Origin of the sequence: Streptomyces sp. NPDC052036 (genome assembly GCF_040680495.1) — a bacterium.
Classification (GTDB): domain Bacteria; phylum Actinomycetota; class Actinomycetes; order Streptomycetales; family Streptomycetaceae; genus Streptomyces.
In genome coordinates this window covers 1-15958 of sequence record NZ_JBFAWW010000071.1, presented here as the reverse complement: position 1 = coordinate 15958, position 15958 = coordinate 1, and the positions used below count along the sequence as shown (strand labels likewise).

The window sequence follows — 15958 nt, the reverse complement described above, 5'->3', positions numbered from 1 at the left end:
GTCAGACCCCCACCCTGCGGATACCTCATACACCCGGCATACCGCGACGATCACCGATCGTCAGCCCCTACGACAACCCGCCTTCAAAGTCAGTAACGCCCTCTGAGTGCGCAGATCCCCACCGTGTTGGGCCGCATTGTCCGCATGGCCTGGCGCATCGACCGCCCGGCCGTCATCCTGCTCTTGGCCTGCCCCGTGGTCACCAGTATCGCCGCCGCCGTGCTACTGGCGGCGACCGCCCGAGCCATGCACCCCCAACCTCCTCACGGCCGTCCCCGCGACAGACCAGCGCCCTGTACCGTTCGGCGGCAAACCCGGCCGTCCGGATGGTGATCATGCCGTGACCTGGACGTACTCGGCTTGGAAACTCCTGATCACTAAAGTTTCACTGTGCCGATGGACCATGATGTGCCCAGGGATCACGACGGGCGGGACGATGACAAGTGGAACGTGGTGCTCGACGAGGAATTCGTCCGGAGCGCCACCGTCAAAGAAGCACCTGCTCCCACTCGCAAGCGCCGATGGCCCCGGTATGCCGCGCTGGCTGCGGTGGTAGTCGCAGCGGCCTTTGTCGTTCTGCGGTACACGAGTTCATCCTCCGACGAAGCCGTCGCGCCCAAGCCGACGGCTTCCGCCCCGGCGTCGAAGGCTTCAGCCCTCGCTACCGCTGCCCCGGCGGAGTCCAATCGCCCCGCCCGGCCGATGATCCCGCTGGCCAAGGCGTTCCCGGCTCATGTGTCAACGGGTACCAGCGGAACCTTCACCAAGCTGGGCACGGCCGTGATGAAGTCCTGCACCGAACCCGATTCGGTGGGACCGTCCCTGGCCGCCGACATAACCACAGGCAAGGGGTGCGTCGGTGAGGAGATCGCTCTCTACAAGGACGCCCACAACAACCAGTTCAACCTGGCCATCATCACAATGAAGGATCCTCGGGACACGGTGAAGCTGGTGACCCGGCTGTCCATGGCCTTTGACGACTACGAGGTGGCTGCACAAGCTCCCCCGCCCGGATCCGGCCTGCCGACGCTGCCAGCCGACAGCGGAATGGTGCAGTCCTTCACCGGGCAGGGCCGGGCGATGGTGGTGGGGCTGGCCCAGTGGTCGGACGGTCGAACCCGCGACTACCAGCAGCTCGGCGACCGTCTGTCGCCGCTGCTCAAGAACGTCTCGAAGAACGTCGCACGCTACGAGAACGAGGGCTGACCGCAGACGCCGTCTGCCCAAGACCGCATATAGTGCACCCCCAGGTGGCATGCCGTCGTGAACCTCGCCTCGCCGTACCTGCACGAGATCCTCCACCGCCTGGACCTCGGCACTGGATACCTCGGGACCCTGTCGGCGGGCGGCCTGCTACACGGCCCGGCCACGTTCAACGACGGGCATGACCACTACCGGCCCGCCCTGCCGCGCCATCCGGGCCAGCCGGAGTACGACGCGTGAGTGGAGGACATCGAGTACCTGCTTGGTGCGGCCACCGCACGTGCGACTTTTGCCGGTCCGAGGGGACATGGCTGATGACTCGTTCCAGAAGCCGTTCAATCGGGACCGCGTGCGTGCTGTTGTCGACGCTGATGAGTGTGCTCCAGACCGGGGGCTGGTAGCGGGCGAGCATGGACAGCGTGTACAAGACGGTCCACCAGGCCATCAGCGGGTGCAGCACCCGCTTCATCGGCGGAAGAGCGGGCAGGAAGTACCGGCCCCCGGCGTAGCTGCGGGTCATGGCCCGCAGCTACGCCAGCCGCTCGGATCCGGTCGCCAGTCCGTCGAATCCCGTGCCCACGCCCTGGGGCATGAGCCAGTTGATCGCGACTTCTCCCCCGCCGTGGTCGTAGCGGGTGCAATCCGCTGTACGGGCTCGCGTGCCCTATCGAGCTTTCACGGTGACCTGCCACTGGACAACTGCATGTGAGCAGGCGGAGCCGGGCTTGCGGGGCAGGCACCGCAGTTGAGACTCGAGTGTGGTCGTTCCGCCGGCTTGGGCGTGGAACAGCGCGGTGGCATCGCCGTTCGGGCGGGTACTGGCGGCGTCCCTGCGCAGCACAGACCTATTGGCGGCGGTGGGCGCGCTCCACGCCCAAGTTGAGGTACCTGTCTGCTCTCCCGTGAGGCGGACGGTGATCTCATCGCCCTTGTGCACGGTGAAGGACTGCCTGTTGTCCTTGTTCGAGAGGTTCAGATGCTTGGGGGCGGTCAGCGCGGGGGTTGCTGCGGCAGCACCAGCGGACAGGACGACTGCGGTCGTTGCCGACAGCATGGCTCGGCACAGAGGCATTGTGATCACGAGCGGTCCAACGACGACAGGCGCACCGGGACACGCTCCGGAGGCCGCGAAGGCATATCCAGGCAAAGCACTCTTTTTAGGCGGCGCTCCACTCCTGTGCGTGGCCGCCGCGCCATGCAACCCACCCTGGATCGCCAAGGGGGCCCTCCGGGTCGGACATGCCTGCGCCTTCGAGGAATGCGACCAGGTCGTACTCGCTGTAGGCGGCGCCGAGGATCTCGTCCCTGCCATGGGCCTGCACAGTGACTCTCCGGCCGCCGGAGTGAGAGGACGTATGCACGACGACGGGCGCGGCTGCTCCGGTCCGCCCTGACATGCCGTGGCAGGCATGCGCGGGAGCCGCCCACGGTGCGGCTGGTCCTCCGCTGCAGGAGTGCTACCGCATGCAAGGAACATGCGTCCCGGGTATGCGGGAAATCACCGGTCAGCATCCAGTCCATGAGGGCGGCTGAGGGTCTGGCAGCAACCGCTTCACCGTCGGTTAATAACGGAGTCATATTGGCTAGCTCTCCCAGCCGAGGTAGACCGACTTGGACCAGGTGTAGAAGTCCACCGCGACCGCGCCCTGCTCGCGGAAGGTGTTACTGGAGGAGTCGCCGACGCCGCCGAACGGGACGTTGAGATCCAAGCCGGTGGTCGGGCGGTTGACCTTGACCACGCCCACGCGGGCGGCCGCGGCGAAGCGCTGGGCGGCGGCCAGGCTGCGGGTGCAGATGCCCGCGGCCAGCCCGTAGCGGGAGTCGTTGACCAGGTCGATCGCGTCGTCCAGGTTCGCCGCGGACAGTACCGCCACCACCGGGCCGAAGATCTCCTCACGGGCCGCAGCACTCTCCTCACCCAGGCCGCAGAGCACGGTCGGGGCGAGCATCAGCCCTTCGGGGGCCTCGCCGCCCGCGGCGACGGTCGCGCCCTCGGCCCTGGCCTGCTCGATGGCGGCGGTGACCGTGGCGAGCTGCTGCGCGCTGACCACCGGGCCCATCGGGGTGCCGTCGGCCAGGCCGTCGCCCGGGCGGTAACGGGCCGCCTCCTTGGCCAAGGCGGCGACGAAGTCGTCGTGCACGCCCGGGGTGCAGATCACCCGTGAGGAGGCGGTGCAGGCCTGGCCGGTGAGGCCGAAGCCGCCCGCCGCGGCGATCCGCGCGGCCTGTTCCACGTCGGCGTCGTCCAACACCACCAAGGCGTTCTTGCCGCCCATCTCGACCTGCACCCGGCCGCGGCGCTCCTGCACCGCGCGCTCGATGCGCATGCCGACCGCGGTCGAACCGGTGAAGGAGACCGCCGCCACCCGGGGGTCACGGACCAGGGCCTCGCCGACCACCGCGCCCGTGCCGTGCACCACGTTGAGCACCCCGGCGGGCAGCCCGGCGCGGACCAGGGCCTCGGTGAGGTGGCGGGTGGAGAGCGGGGTGAGCTCTGCGGGCTTCAGCACCACTGCGTTGCCGCTGATCAGCGCCGGCGCCAGCTTCCAGGCGGGGATGGCGATCGGGAAGTTCCACGGGGTGATCAGCCCCACGACCCCGACCGGCTCCCGGCGGGTGTGGACCATGGTGTCCGGGAGTGAGCTGGGCAGCACCTGCCCGCCGAGCCGCCAGCCCTCGGAGCCGAAGAAACGCAGCACGTCGATGGCCCGCCGGACCTCTCCGCGCGCCTCGGCCAGCGTCTTGCCCTCCTCCCGGACCAGGTCGCGGGCGGCCTCCTCGTGGCGGCCGCGCAGGATCTCGGCCGCGTCCAGCAGGATCGCGCCGCGCGCCGGGGCGGGCAGCGCCGCCCATCCCGGCTGGGCCGCGGCGGCGGCCGCCACGGCGGCGTCGACGGCCTCGGCGCCGGAGGCGGGGGCCACGGCGACCAGTTCGGCCGGGTCGGCGGGGTTGTAGCGCTCGAGGCCGTCGCCGAAGGTCTCCTCGCCGCCGATGAGGTTGGGGATCTCTACAGTGCTCATGGGTGCGGTTCCTTGGGAAGTCGGGGGTTCACAAGCTGCGGACCAGGCCGCCGTCGCAGCGCAGCGCGGTCCCGGTGACGTACGAGGCGGGGGCGCTGCACAGGAAGGCGGCGGCCGCGGCGAACTCGGCGGGGCTGCCGTACCGTCCGGCGGGGATCGCGGCTTGCGAGGCCGCCTCGACCTCGGCGATCGGGCGTTGCTCGCGTTCGGCCCGCGCGGCGTCCAGTGCCGCCACCCGGTCGGTGGCGATCCGGCCGGGCAGCAGCAGGTTGACGGTGACTTTGTCGGCCGCCACCTCGGCCGCAAGGGTCTTCAAGTAGGCGGCGAGGGCGGCCCGTCCGGCGTTGGAGAGGACCAGCCCGGGCAGCGGTTCGGCGATCCCGCTGGAACCGATGGCCAGGATGCGGCCCCAGCCGCGCCGGCGCATCGCCGGCAGGGTCAGCGCCACCAGCCGCTGCTGGGCCAGCAGCGTTGCGTCCACGGCTGCCGCAAGGTCGCCGGTGTCCAGGTCGGCGGCGGAGCCGGGCCGCGGGCCGGGTCCGTTGAGGACCAGGATGTCAGGGTCGCCGTAGGCTTCGCGGGCTGCCTCGACCAGCGTCTGCGGGCCGTTGGGGGCAGTGAGGTCGACCTGGACGCCGACCGCGTCCGGCAGCCCGCCCGCGATCTGCTTGGCGAGGTCGCCGCGCCGCCCGGCCACCACGACCAAGGCGCCCTCGGCGGAAAGCGCCTCGGCAACCGCCCGGCCCAGGCCGCCGGTGGAGGCGGCGACCACGGCGATTCGGCCGCGAATTCCGAGGTCCATCAGCGCACCTCCTTGGGCAGCGCGGCGAGGTGCCGCTGAAGCTGCGGGACCAGGGCCTCGGGCAGCTGCGCGGCCGGCGGCCGCACCCCCGACTCCATGATCAGGCCGCGCCGCCGGATGGCCTCCTTGCGCAGCGCGAGCCCGATCCCGACCTGCGCCTCGAAGTTGACCAGCGGCAGGTACGGTAGGTAGGCCTTCCGGGCCGCGTCATATCCGCCGCTGCGCCAGGCCTGGACGCAGGCGATCAGGCCCTCGGGGCAGGAGAAGCCGGTCATCGCCCCGGCGGCGCCGACCGCCAGCTCGTCGAGCAGGCCCAGGCCGCCCAGGCCGCCGAAGACCGGGACGTCCAGTTCGGCGGTGAGCCTGGCGACAGCCGCCGGGGTGGGCGGCGCCTCGGCCTTCACCGCGACCGCCGAGGGGACGGCGCGGACGACGCGAACGAGGTCGGCGGTGCGGATGGCGACCCGGCTGGTCTCCGGGTAGTCCTGGACCACGATGCCGGCGCCGGTGGCGTCGTGGACGGCGTTGAGGTGGGCTGAGACCACCTGCGGATCGGGCGAATTGACCTGCACCATCAGTCCGGCGAGGCGGTCCCCGACCATGTCGCGGACCAGCCGGGCCTCCTCCAGTACGGGTGCGGTGGCCAGTTGGGTGACCCCGACGACCAGCGGCAGGTCGACGGTGTCGACAATCGCCTCGAGCACCGTGCGGCGCTCCTCGGCGGAGAGCCGGGCGGCTTCGCCGAAGACTCCGAGCACGGTCAGTCCTGTGGTGCCGATCCGCTCGTAGTGCTCGACCAGCCGGGCCAGGCTGGGCTCGTCCACCTCGAAGGCGGAGCCGAGGAAGGGTGTGGCGACCACGCCCCACACTCCGGGCGCGAGGTTTTCGGGCATCAGTGGGCTCCCCTCATCGTCCGGGCCAGAGCGGCGGCCGCTTCTGCTGGAAGGCGAGCACGCCCTCCTTGGCGTCCTCGCTGTCCAGCGCCGCCATCAGCGCCGGGGTGCGCAGCTTGTGGGCGTCCTGCGGGGACAGCCCGGCCCCGCGTTGGACCATCTGCTTGATGGCGCGCAGCGAGGTGGGGGCGCAGGCGAGAATGTCGGCGACCCAGCGGTCGACGGCCTCGTCCAGCTGCTGGGCCGGGACCACCTCGTTGACCAGGCCCATCCGGTGCAGCTCGGCGGCAAAGGCGCGGCGGCCGGTGACCAGCAGCCCCATGGCCTGGGTGTGCGGGAGCCGGCGCACCAGCTGGAAGACCCCGCCGTCCAGCGGGATTCGGCCGACCCGAGGCTCGGTGAGGCCGAACTGGGCGTGGTCGGCGGCGACGACGATGTCGCAGCCGAGGACCATCTCCATGCCGCCGCCAAGGGCGTAGCCGTTGACTCGCGCGATCACCGGGACGTCCAGGGTGGTGCGCAGGCTTAGCCCGCCGAAGCCGTTGGGGTCGAGGCCGGCCCAGTACTCCAAGCCGGTCTTCTCCACCGCGTCGGCGGACATGTCGGCGCCCACGCAGAACGATCGCTCTCCGGCGCCGGTGACGACGACCACCCGGACCTCGGGGTCGGCCTCGATCTCGGTCCAGATCTCGTTGAGCCGGGTGTTGGTCTTGACGTCGACCGCGTTGAGCACGGCGGGGCGGTCGATGGTGACCCGGGCGATGTGCCCGTCCCGTATGTAGCGGACCTCGTCGGTCATCGCAGCACCCCCTTCTCGCGGAGCAGTTCGATCTGCTCGGTGGTGTAGCCGAGTTCGCCGAGCACCTCGGTGCCGTGCTCGCCGAGCCGCGGCGGGACCCGGCGGACCTCGGCGGGGGCGGCGGAGAGGTGGAGCGGCGCGTTGAGGGCGCGAATCCGGCCGGCGACCGGGTGGTCCATCTCGACGATCATCTTGTTGACCGCGGTCTGCTCGTCGTCGAGGGTCTGCTCCAGGCTGCGCACCGGGGCGCAGAGGATGTCCTCGTCCTCGAGCCGCTTGACCCAGTGATCAGTGGTGTTGCGGGCCACCGCCTCGGCGAAGATGCGCTGCAGTTCTGGCCGGTGCGCGAACTGCAGGTCGAGGGTGGCGAACTCGGGGCGCTCGCCCAGGTCCTCGTCGAGCTCCAGGGCGCGGCTGATGTGGTGCAGCGGGTTGGCCTTGAAGCCGCCGACCATGATCAGCGCACCGTCCGTGGTGGGGAACACTCCGGTGAGCGGCATCGCGGCCCAGTTGATCTCGGAGCCGCGGTTGAGCTGCTGGCAGGCCTCCTGCATCTGCATGTGGAGCATCGAGTCGTACATCGACACCTCGACCTTCTGCCCCTCGCCGGTGCGATCGCGGTGCAGCAGGGCCAGCAGGATGCCCTGGAGCAGGTGCATCCCGGTGGTGTAGTCGCAGAGCGTGGTCGGGTAGAGGGTGACCGGGTCGTCCTCGGATACCCGGCGCCACATCACTCCGCTGTACGCCTGGGCGATGGCGTCCTGCCCGCCCTTGTGGGCGTACGGGCCCTGGGTGCCGAAGCCGGTGCCGGAGGCCCAGATGATCCTGGGGTTGACGGCGCGCAGCGCCTCGTAGCCGAGGCCGAGCCGCTCCATCACCCCGGCCCGGAAGTTGCTCACCACGACGTCGGCGGAGCGCACCAGTTCCTGGACGGCCCGCCGGCCCTCCTCGGTGCGGGTGTCGATGGCGATGCTGCGCTTGTTGCGGTTGATGGACAGGAAGATGGGGTTGTCCAGGCCGGCCGTGTCCGGGATCGAGGTCCGGGAGATGTCGCCGGTACCGGGCCGCTCCACCTTGATCACGTCGGCGCCGTAGTCGCCCAGCAGCTGGGTGCAGGACGGGCCCATGAAGACCTGGGTGAAGTCGATGACGGTGACGCCGCTCAGCGGCTGCACGGCGGCGGTCATGCCACAGCCTCCTCGAACTGGTCGACGGTGGCGTTCTCGGCGGGGACGTCACCGGGGTCGGCGCCCTGCTCCCGCATCCGGCGCTGGATGACGGCCGCATCGACGTCCCGGACCAGCACGCCCTGCTCCACCGCGGTGGCGGCGGCGATGCCGGCCGCCTGGCCCATGGCCATGCAGGGCGGGATCTCGCGGGACATCCGCTGCGCCTCGGGGGTGGCGGAGTAGTGCCGGCCGGCGACCAGCAGCTGGTCGACGCCGCGCGGCAGCAGAGCGCGGTAGGGGGTGTAGTAGTCGCGGCCGCGGGCGACGCTGTCTGCGAAGTGGCGGCGGGAGGTGACGTCGTCCTTGGTGACCACGTACTCGCCCTGCAGCAGCCGGGTCTGACGGACGCCCATCTGCTCGGCGACGTCGAGCAGGTAGGCGTTCCCGAAGCCGGGCAGGTCGGACTTGATGTGGTCGAGGACGGCGCCGATCCGGGCCCGGGCCTCGAATTCGGCCTCGGTGAGCGAGACGGGGTCGGTACCGTCGAAGCCGGTCATGTGGGGGCAGTTGCACCAGACCACGCCGGGGACGGGCGTCTTGAGCCACCACAGCTCCCAGGCGCCGCCCAGCATCCGCTTGATCTTGCGGTTGATGGCCCGGGCCTCGCGCGGGTTGTCCTGCTCGAAGCGCTCGGCGGCCGTGGTGTCCACCCCGCCGAGCCGGAAGACCAGGGTGACCAGGTAGTTGTCCTGGGCGTAGGAGGCGCCGGCCCTGGAGGCCACGTCGATGTCGCCGGTCGTGTCGATCACCACGTCGCCCATCACCGCCTGCGGGCCGGACTTGGTCTCGCAGACCACGCCCTTCACCGCGCCGTCCTGGACCACCGGACGGGAGAACCAGCTGTGCAGGCGCAGGTTGACCCCGCTCTCGCGGACCAGGTCGTTGGAGATGCGCTTCCAGCCGTCGGGGTCGAAGGCGACGGCGTAGCAGATCGGCTTGGGGTTGGTGTGGGAGTGGAAGTCGAAGGCGCCCCAGCGGCCCCACTTGGCCCACATCTCGGGCGAGGAGTAGCGGTCCTCAGCCGGCGGGTAGACGGCGAGGCCGAGTTTGGCCATCCGCTCGACGTACTCGTCGACGATGCCGGTGACGGTGATCTCGTTCCCGTTGATCATGTCGTCGAGGACCAGGACCATGCCGCCTGAGGCCAGGCCGCCGAGGGCCGAGTAGCGCTCCAGCAGAGTCACGCTGGCCCCGGTGCGGGCGGCGGCCACGGCCGCGCTGACCCCGGCCGGTCCGCCGCCGACCACGATCACGTCGGCCCGCTGGACCACGGGTGCCTCGACGGCGTCGAGAGAGACGGTCTGGGACATCTGACTTCCTTTCAGTTCCCGACACGGACGGCGCCGCGACGGAGGACGAGCACGTAGAGCAGGACGCTGAGCAGGCACAGGACTGCGCCGTAGACGGGGAACGCCCAGGCGGCGCCGAGGCCTTGGAGCCACAGCAGGAGATAGGGGGCGGTGCCGCCGAAACCGGCCACGCCGATCGCATAGCCGAGGCCGACGCCGGTGACCCGGCAACTGGTCGGCATCAGGGTGGCGGCGACGGTGTTGTAGAGGCCCATGGTGAAGGCCAGCACCGGGGCGCCGACCAGCATCACCACGGTGAACACCGCCATGCCGGGCTGCTGGTAGGCGAGCACGATGAAGATCAGCGGCACCACGGCGAGCCGGGAGGCCATGAAGGTGCGGGAGATCCGGTTGCGGTCGGCGAGCCGGCCGACCAGCGGGTAGAGCGCGGCGACGCAGATCCCGGCGAGGGTGGAGACCAGGAAGACGCTGTCCGGGTTTTCGTGGTAGGCGGAGCGGGCCAGGTTGGGCAGGCCGGTGGCCCAGGTGTAGTTGAGCGCCTGGGCGCCGGCCACCACGAAGATGATCGTCAGCAGCGCCAGCCGGTGCCGCCAGACCTCGGCCCAGACCTCGCCCACCCGGGCCGCCGGCGCAGCCGGCTTCTCGCCCGCGGTGTGCAGGGTCTCCGGCAGGGCGCGGCGCAGCCAGAGGAAGACCAGGCCGAGGACGGCGCCGACCGCGAACGGGATGCGCCAGCCCCAGGAGGCCATGGCGTCGGGGGCGAGCTCCGAGGTGGTCAGGAAGCAGACCAGCGAGGCACCGACGATGCCGACCTGGACGTAGATGCTGATGAGGCTGCCGAACCGGGCAGTCCTGCCGTCGGGTGCCAGCTCGACGATGTACGCGGAGTTCAGCGGGGCCTCGATGCCGGTGGAGAGCCCCTGCAGGATGCGGCTGGCCAGCAGGATGACGCCGGCCCACACACCGATGCTCGCATGGCTGGGCAGCACGGCGATGACCAGGCTGCTCAGCACCATCGAGCCGATGGAGAAGAGCATGACGGTGCGTCGGCCGATGCGGTCGGCCAGGGTGCCGAAGATGATCGCGCCGAGCGGCCGGGCGGCGAAGCCGACCGCGAAGACGGCCAGAGCGGACATGGTCTCGGAGACGGAGCTGCCGGAGGGGAAGTAGAGCGGACCGATGTAGGAGGCCAGCAGCCCGTAGACCATCCAGTCGTACCACTCGACGGCGTTGCCGCCGCCGAGGGCCAGCAGGGTGCGGCGGTGGGAGAGGGAGTTTCCGGTGGCGACAGCGGTTCTGTCGGTGAGTGATGCCATGGTGGGGCACCTCAGGGGAAAGGCGCACGGGACGAGGCCGTGCGGTACCGGCGCCCGGGCCTGGGGCCGGGGCGTTGGGGGACGGGGCACGGGACGAGGCCGTGCGGTACCGGCGCCCGGGCCTCAGGCCGGGGCGTTGGAGGACGGGGCGGTACGAGGCCCGTGCCTACCAGCTGGGCGGAGTGATCACCCAGATCGAGGTGGCGGGCTCGTCACCGGGGTTGACATACCAGTGGGGAATGCTGGAGGAGTACGTGATGGAGTCGCCCGCTTCGAGGCGGTGACGGACGCCGTCGAGATAGACGTCCTTCACCCCGGAGAGCACGATGCCGAACTCCTCGCCGTTGTGACGGAAGGGGCTGGCGCTGGTGTCGTGACCCGGCTGGGTGACCACCCACAGGACCTCCAAGGCCCCGTTGAGCGACGGAGTGAGCAGTTCGTAGCGGTCGCCGCCCGCCGGGTCCGTGCCGTGGAAGTCCAGGCTGCGGCGCTCGTGGGCACGGACCACCGGGCTGACCTGGTCGGCCAGATGGAACAACCGCCCGATCGGGACGTCCAGCCCGTGGGCGATCTGCACCAGGCTGGTGAAGGAGGGATTGCCCTTCCCCCGCTCGACCTGGCTGATCAGTCCGGTGCTGATGCCGGACCGGCGGCTGAGCTCGTCCAGGGTCAGGTCGGCCTGCTTGCGCAGGGCCTTGATCTGCAGGCCGACCGTGGCAACCAGCACATCGAGGTCCGGGCCGTCCTGCATCGCTACGTCGGAATCGTGCACGATCTCCACCTGTCCCTGGGGGATGCGTCGTGCGACATATTGAAGACCTTCATGATGCTGAAGACAACCCCTGGTGTTCATCTTCGTGATGCCGGGCAGGCGCCCGGCACGGAGAGCCGAGAGGAACCCACAGCCCGCCCCCTGCTCGCCGACCGGTCGGGCGGCACCGACAACGCCGCATCCGCGCACAACCGCACCCCGCACTCGGCATCGGGGCCACCGCGTCGATGGCTTGCCGCATGAGGGCGTTCGACTTCCCCGCGGTCCCCAGCCACCGTGGCAGGCGTCCCCACAGCATCTTCGGCAATCTCATTCAACGTGCCCAGGACCACAGGTCAAACGGCCCGCACAGGTTCCAGAGCCTGTAGCAAGCCACGTGCGGCACTGCAGATCAACGAACGCGTCCGGTATCCGTCCTCCCCGCCGACGCGGGGTTCCGGGCAGACGGACGGGTCCAAGACATCACGGCGTCCCCCCGGCCCTGAGGCGAGGCGGTCCCGTGAAGCGTGCGAAGGGAGCACGGGGCCGCCGGCCCACACGTGCCGGTCTGAAGCGGGGCTTACCACTGACGACCGTACGCGCCCGGCCGAGTGATTCCTGTATGCCGCTCGGGCTGCAGGCCAACGTGCCGCCCGAGGACGGTGGCGTCCCTTCACTACCGTCGAGGAACGCCGGCGGTTGCAGCTACCGGTAGCGGTCCTGTCCGGGAAGCCGTGAGGAGTTGAGCGTCCATGCCCGTGTGTGAGGTCTGCGGCAACGACTACGAGATGTCATTCGAAGTGCACGCCAAGGGCGCGGTCCACACCTTCGACAGCCTCGAGTGCGCCGCCCAGAAGATGGCGCCGATCTGCGACAACTGCCAATGCCGCATCCTCGGTCACGGCCTTCAGGCCGATGGGCAGTTCTTCTGCTGTGCGCACTGCGCCCGCCAGCAGGGCAGGGCGGAGCTCGTCGACCACGCCTGACCGTTCCTAGAGACTGAGCGGGGGTGAGTCCTGTTGCCAGAACCGGTGCTCAGCCGAACACCCCGAACGGTCTTGGGTGTTCTGGTCCACCGCGTTCGCTCCGCGTCCGGCACGCACGGATCGTGTCCGTGGTCCGGGCATGCGGGGGCGGTTTCCCTCGCTCCATTGGTCGCCGGGGCGGGCCTGGGCGGTCCGATGCCCGTGCACATCGCTCTGGTGTGCACGGGGCGGTGTCGTCCGTCGCCTGATCCGGTGTCCGAGGGCGCGCCTGCCGATGGCCACCGAGGCGGCGGCGTGCCGGCTGGCCTTGAGGGTTTTGCTGGTGAGAGGGGCTTGCCAGTGCTGGGCGCCCCAGACGCTGGTGTAGGCGGGGTCGACGGCGATCACGCCGATGCCGGCTTCCGTGCACAGGGACAGCAGGCGCGCGCAGGCGGCCGGTGGGGATGCCGGAGACGAGCTGCCTGAATCGCTTGCGGCGGCCGTGATTCTCTCGGGTGGTGGAGTCGGTGAAGTCAAGGTCTTCGATCGCGATGGCCTTGACTCCGGCCTGTTCGGCCCAGTGCAGGAGGCGGGTGAGGGCGTGGCGGAGCTGGGCGTCGCTCGGTGCGCGGCGCTGCCGGTGAGCTGGTAGTCGAAGCGGCGGGGTGTGCCGACGGGGTTGCCGTGTTCGTCGAGGCGCCATGCGGCGAGGTGGTCGGTGTTGGTGTCCACGGCGATCACGCCGTGGGCGCGCAGGGTGGCCAGGGATGCGACGGGGTGGTGATTGCGGGTCCAGGAGGCGTCGAGGTACCAGCGGCCCCGGGCCGTGTCCAGGTGGATGCGGTAGGCCACGGCCCGGTTCGCTTCGATCCGGTCTCGCCATTCGTCGCCCCGGCGCCGGACGGCGGTCTTGGCGGCGAGCACGTACCGGCCGTACGGTGCGTTTGCGTGCTCGGCGAGGGGGGCGGGCAGCTTGATGCTGATCCCGCCGTCGGGGCTGACGCGGATCGTCTCGTTCCCGAACCTTTTGCCGGACTCGCCGTCGGCGGTCAGGAACCACCGTGCCGCCTCCCACTGTGCCCGCCACTGCGCCTGGGTCAGGTTCGCGGCGGTGAGGTGGTGCCGGGTGCCCAGCAGCCGGCGGCCCCCGCGTGTGACCGACACGCGTCCGGCGTCGCGTTCGGCCGCGATGCGTTCGTAGCGCTCTTGGAGGATCGTCAGGCGCCGGGACTTGTGGAACCACTAGCCGCCGGGCCTGCCCCGGCTGCCTTTCTCGCCGACGGGCAGGGACAGCCGGTGCCGGATCAATGCGGATACCGGCGTCCAGGGATTGCAGGTGTGCGTGCCGCGCACGGCGGGACAGTCCCCGCTGGTCGTGGGTGCTGGACCGGCCCAGCGGGAGGACGACAGCGCCGTCAGGCGGCGTTTGCGCCCAGCCCACGTACCGGCGGAGTGCTCCAGGCCCTCACGGCATCTGCGGGCCAGATCACGCGAGGCCGGCGTGCCCAGGTACGCGCCGCCCAGGCGCAACACCTTCTCGTCTTCGGCCGTCAGTGACTTGAGGCGGTCGCGGATGCTGACCCCTCTGCTGACCCCTCTCGGGCCGTCGGCGACGAACGGCCGGGCAATGGGCCGCAGCGGCCCGCGCTGGTCAGCCATGCCCGGCTGCCCGAAGCGCCTTGCGGGCACGGTTCGTCGCCGACCGGCGTCCGTACAGGCGGGCACAGAACGAGGTCAGCACCTCCGCCATGTCCCGCACCAGGTCGTCCTCGACCAGCTCGACGTTCATCCGGCCAAGGCGGTCCTTGTGCTCCACCACCACCGCCCGCACGGCAGGATCCGCAAGCAGCCGCTTGGCCTTGGAACGGGCGCCGTTCAGGCCGGAGACGATTTCGCACTCCACCCGCACCACCCGGTGGCCCACGGTGGCAGCCCACCGGACCAGCCGGGCGACCTGGCGCTCCAGCTCGTCCTTCTGATCGTGCGAGGAGACGCGGGCATACAGACCCAGCCCGCCGATTGCCCCGGGCACGGCGTTGCCCCCCCGGTTCACGAGGATCGTGCGCGGGCCGACCCGTTGAGCCGGCACCGGCAGCGTCCCCTCACGGAACCAGCGATACGCAGTCTGTGAATGCACACCCTGCGTCTTCGCCCATTCCGTGAGATTCACACTCCGACAACGACACTCACTCACACATCCTTACGCTCACCCACCCGACTTCCAGGACCAGCAGTTGAAGACCCCACACGAGCGGACCTGGCATTCCTGACCGCCACCTGGACCGAGCACACGGCGGGCCCCCGGCATCGGGTGCCTTCGGATGCCCGGCCGCCTGCTCCCGCTCTTTCCGACGCATCGCATCGAGTTGCTCGTAGAGCAGACGGATACGTCCTTCGGCGATGTCCTCGCAGAGCAGTCACGGCCGGCCCGCATCGCGCCGCTACGGCGACCCAGCACCGCCGGCCCAGGGCTGGTGACGGAGGTCTTCTTCCCGGCTCCGGCTCTGTCGGAGCCGGTGGCGGCAGTGCTGGGCCCACCCGTTCTTCCCCCCAGCCGAGCCGGTGCTCGCACCCCCTGAGGGAAAGACCCACTGCAGCGCCGTTACCGCCACGCTCAGCCCCAAACGGAGCACGATGGCCCACCGCTAACCGACGGTGGGGCCGTCTATCGTAGAGGCATGGACGCGATCGTCGTCGTGTACGAGCTCGAGAGACCGGTGGGCACGCGCACCTCCCCGGGCGGGGCGCCGGGTGGGGCACGGACCGTCCGCCGGGTGCATGCGGCGCCCACCGCCCCGGGAACGCCCACCACGACGGGCCCGCGGACTCTGTGCGGCAAGGACACCTTCGCCATGGAGACGGCCCGCCAGAAGCCATCCGAGCACCCTGAGGCGCCTTGGTACCCCGCAGAGTACGCGTCCGTGATGTGCCCCGACTGCGATGCCGTGATGACGACCTGACGGTCGTCACCCACCGCCCCGCCGTCGATGCGTCGCCAGGGGGACCGCCGCGGCGTGCCGTGGCACCCGCTCGCGGACGGCTACTTTGGCGGGACGGCCAGTTCACGGCCGCGGTAGAACCCTTCCCGCTCCTCGACGACGTACGGGGCCATGGCCGTACGCCGGCGGGCCTCCGGCTCGGAATTCCGCCAGGAGTCGCATGCCTCCCGGGAGTCCCAGAACGACACCCCGGTGATCTCCTGTCCGTCCTCGGACCAGTACGCAAAGGCGCGGCGCAGACCCCGCGGGTAGGGGGCAGGACGCCACGCCCTCTCGAACTCCTCGAAGGTGTCCGGCTGAAGCCGGCGCGTCGTCACCCAGACGAAGTGCTCCTCCATCGCAGCCTCCTGCGCAACGCCGGTTCGGCTTGTCGGCCCCTGTCACACCACCGTAGGTCCACAGCACTGCTTCTGCCTCGGCGGCGATCGCGGCGCAGCGGGGGGATCTGGGCGCGGTTGCGGACCGCGCCGGCCTGGTGTCATGGGTCTGCTTTCGATCGTGAGGCGCCGGACGGACCAGGGAAGGGAGGCCCGGAGCGCGTTCGCGGCTGCGCCCCGTGTGTCGGTCGGTGGTAAGCTTGATCTTTAACCTGTGCGGCCATAGTGCTGGTCGAGTGTCTCGGCGCGTTTGACGGTCTTTCCCGGTGTGTGGCGGGGTGCTCTCGTATGGTT

At 70.4% G+C, this 15958-nt stretch carries 17 protein-coding genes and 1 pseudogene; 4 read left to right on the top strand and 14 right to left on the bottom strand.

The features are described from left to right. The first annotated feature begins 396 nt into the window (after window positions 1-396). Both AB0L95_RS40630 and AB0L95_RS40625 read left to right on the top strand, forming a co-directional pair. Complete coding sequence (locus tag AB0L95_RS40630) at window positions 397-1206, top strand: hypothetical protein (protein WP_365171502.1); 810 nt, start codon at window positions 397-399, stop codon at window positions 1204-1206. A gap of 57 nt (window positions 1207-1263) precedes the next feature. Further along, window positions 1264-1443, top strand: coding sequence for a hypothetical protein (locus tag AB0L95_RS40625; RefSeq protein ID WP_365171504.1), 180 nt, complete (start codon window positions 1264-1266; stop codon window positions 1441-1443). Here AB0L95_RS40625 and AB0L95_RS40620 read toward each other — a convergent pair. From AB0L95_RS40620 to AB0L95_RS40570, 11 genes are all read right to left on the bottom strand, one after another. Then, a complete protein-coding gene (locus tag AB0L95_RS40620; RefSeq protein ID WP_365171500.1) occupies window positions 1373-1723 on the bottom strand; it encodes a YaaC family protein in 351 nt (116 codons plus the stop codon). The genes AB0L95_RS40625 and AB0L95_RS40620 overlap by 71 nt on opposite strands. A 144-nt stretch (window positions 1724-1867) precedes the next feature. Next, entirely contained in the window at window positions 1868-2257 is a 390-nt protein-coding gene (locus AB0L95_RS40615) for a hypothetical protein (RefSeq protein WP_365171498.1), read from the bottom strand. A 103-nt stretch (window positions 2258-2360) separates the two neighbouring features. After that, on the bottom strand, window positions 2361-2525 hold the full coding sequence (locus AB0L95_RS40610; protein ID WP_365171496.1) for a hypothetical protein: 165 nt from the start codon (window positions 2523-2525) through the stop codon (window positions 2361-2363). A gap of 261 nt (window positions 2526-2786) precedes the next feature. Further along, window positions 2787-4223 carry an aldehyde dehydrogenase family protein gene (locus AB0L95_RS40605; protein WP_365171494.1) on the bottom strand — a complete coding sequence of 479 codons (1437 nt, stop codon included), beginning with the start codon at window positions 4221-4223 and terminating at the stop codon, window positions 2787-2789. A gap of 28 nt (window positions 4224-4251) precedes the next feature. Further along, window positions 4252-5025 carry an SDR family oxidoreductase gene (locus AB0L95_RS40600; protein ID WP_365171492.1) on the bottom strand — a complete coding sequence of 258 codons (774 nt, stop codon included), beginning with the start codon at window positions 5023-5025 and terminating at the stop codon, window positions 4252-4254. Continuing rightward, window positions 5025-5918: a dihydrodipicolinate synthase family protein gene (locus AB0L95_RS40595; protein ID WP_365171491.1), complete on the bottom strand. Its 894-nt coding sequence runs from the start codon at window positions 5916-5918 to the stop codon at window positions 5025-5027. Before AB0L95_RS40595 ends, AB0L95_RS40600 begins: the two co-directional genes overlap by 1 nt. A gap of 13 nt (window positions 5919-5931) precedes the next feature. Next, window positions 5932-6717 (bottom strand): enoyl-CoA hydratase-related protein, encoded by a 786-nt coding sequence (locus tag AB0L95_RS40590; protein ID WP_365171490.1) that lies wholly within the window; start codon window positions 6715-6717, stop codon window positions 5932-5934. Continuing rightward, window positions 6714-7904 (bottom strand): CaiB/BaiF CoA-transferase family protein, encoded by a 1191-nt coding sequence (locus AB0L95_RS40585; RefSeq protein WP_365171488.1) that lies wholly within the window; start codon window positions 7902-7904, stop codon window positions 6714-6716. The genes AB0L95_RS40590 and AB0L95_RS40585 overlap by 4 nt, the downstream gene beginning before the upstream one ends. Then, window positions 7901-9256 (bottom strand): FAD-dependent oxidoreductase, encoded by a 1356-nt coding sequence (locus AB0L95_RS40580; RefSeq protein ID WP_365171486.1) that lies wholly within the window; start codon window positions 9254-9256, stop codon window positions 7901-7903. Before AB0L95_RS40580 ends, AB0L95_RS40585 begins: the two co-directional genes overlap by 4 nt. A gap of 11 nt (window positions 9257-9267) precedes the next feature. Beyond that, window positions 9268-10572, bottom strand: coding sequence for an MFS transporter (locus AB0L95_RS40575; protein WP_365171484.1), 1305 nt, complete (start codon window positions 10570-10572; stop codon window positions 9268-9270). A gap of 166 nt (window positions 10573-10738) precedes the next feature. Beyond that, on the bottom strand, window positions 10739-11344 hold the full coding sequence (locus tag AB0L95_RS40570; protein WP_365171482.1) for a cupin domain-containing protein: 606 nt from the start codon (window positions 11342-11344) through the stop codon (window positions 10739-10741). Between the two features lie 731 nt (window positions 11345-12075). Between AB0L95_RS40570 and AB0L95_RS40565 the strand changes: the two genes are divergently transcribed. Continuing rightward, window positions 12076-12309, top strand: a complete 234-nt coding sequence (locus tag AB0L95_RS40565; protein WP_365171480.1) for a hypothetical protein — start codon at window positions 12076-12078, stop codon at window positions 12307-12309. Between the two features lie 6 nt (window positions 12310-12315). Here AB0L95_RS40565 and AB0L95_RS40560 read toward each other — a convergent pair. After that, a pseudogene (locus AB0L95_RS40560) lies at window positions 12316-13947 on the bottom strand (IS200/IS605 family accessory protein TnpB-related protein). Then, window positions 13940-14458: an IS607 family transposase gene (locus AB0L95_RS40555; protein ID WP_365171478.1), complete on the bottom strand. Its 519-nt coding sequence runs from the start codon at window positions 14456-14458 to the stop codon at window positions 13940-13942. The pseudogene AB0L95_RS40560 and the gene AB0L95_RS40555 overlap by 8 nt, the downstream one beginning before the upstream one ends. A 508-nt stretch (window positions 14459-14966) precedes the next feature. On the opposite strand from AB0L95_RS40555, the gene AB0L95_RS40550 reads away from it, so the two are divergent. Continuing rightward, the gene (locus tag AB0L95_RS40550; protein ID WP_365171476.1) at window positions 14967-15248 is read left to right on the top strand and encodes a hypothetical protein; all 282 of its coding nucleotides are present in this window, start codon (window positions 14967-14969) and stop codon (window positions 15246-15248) included. A gap of 80 nt (window positions 15249-15328) precedes the next feature. Here AB0L95_RS40550 and AB0L95_RS40545 read toward each other — a convergent pair whose 3' ends face one another. After that, window positions 15329-15625 carry a hypothetical protein gene (locus tag AB0L95_RS40545; protein WP_365171474.1) on the bottom strand — a complete coding sequence of 99 codons (297 nt, stop codon included), beginning with the start codon at window positions 15623-15625 and terminating at the stop codon, window positions 15329-15331. Window positions 15626-15958: the final 333 nt, after the last annotated feature.

Excerpts from the sequence above, each read along its gene's own strand:
- AB0L95_RS40630 (WP_365171502.1), top strand. The coding sequence starts at position 397 with ATGGACCATGATGTGCCCAGGGATCACGACGGGCGGGACGATGACAAG.
- AB0L95_RS40620 (WP_365171500.1), bottom strand. The coding sequence starts at position 1,723 with ATGACCCGCAGCTACGCCGGGGGCCGGTACTTCCTGCCCGCTCTTCCG.
- AB0L95_RS40615 (WP_365171498.1), bottom strand. The coding sequence starts at position 2,257 with ATGCTGTCGGCAACGACCGCAGTCGTCCTGTCCGCTGGTGCTGCCGCA.
- AB0L95_RS40605 (WP_365171494.1), bottom strand. The coding sequence starts at position 4,223 with ATGAGCACTGTAGAGATCCCCAACCTCATCGGCGGCGAGGAGACCTTC.
- AB0L95_RS40600 (WP_365171492.1), bottom strand. The coding sequence starts at position 5,025 with ATGGACCTCGGAATTCGCGGCCGAATCGCCGTGGTCGCCGCCTCCACC.
- AB0L95_RS40595 (WP_365171491.1), bottom strand. The coding sequence starts at position 5,918 with ATGCCCGAAAACCTCGCGCCCGGAGTGTGGGGCGTGGTCGCCACACCC.
- AB0L95_RS40590 (WP_365171490.1), bottom strand. The coding sequence starts at position 6,717 with ATGACCGACGAGGTCCGCTACATACGGGACGGGCACATCGCCCGGGTC.
- AB0L95_RS40585 (WP_365171488.1), bottom strand. The coding sequence starts at position 7,904 with ATGACCGCCGCCGTGCAGCCGCTGAGCGGCGTCACCGTCATCGACTTC.
- AB0L95_RS40580 (WP_365171486.1), bottom strand. The coding sequence starts at position 9,256 with ATGTCCCAGACCGTCTCTCTCGACGCCGTCGAGGCACCCGTGGTCCAG.
- AB0L95_RS40575 (WP_365171484.1), bottom strand. The coding sequence starts at position 10,572 with ATGGCATCACTCACCGACAGAACCGCTGTCGCCACCGGAAACTCCCTC.
- AB0L95_RS40565 (WP_365171480.1), top strand. The coding sequence starts at position 12,076 with ATGCCCGTGTGTGAGGTCTGCGGCAACGACTACGAGATGTCATTCGAA.
- AB0L95_RS40550 (WP_365171476.1), top strand. The coding sequence starts at position 14,967 with ATGGACGCGATCGTCGTCGTGTACGAGCTCGAGAGACCGGTGGGCACG.
- AB0L95_RS40545 (WP_365171474.1), bottom strand. The coding sequence starts at position 15,625 with ATGGAGGAGCACTTCGTCTGGGTGACGACGCGCCGGCTTCAGCCGGAC.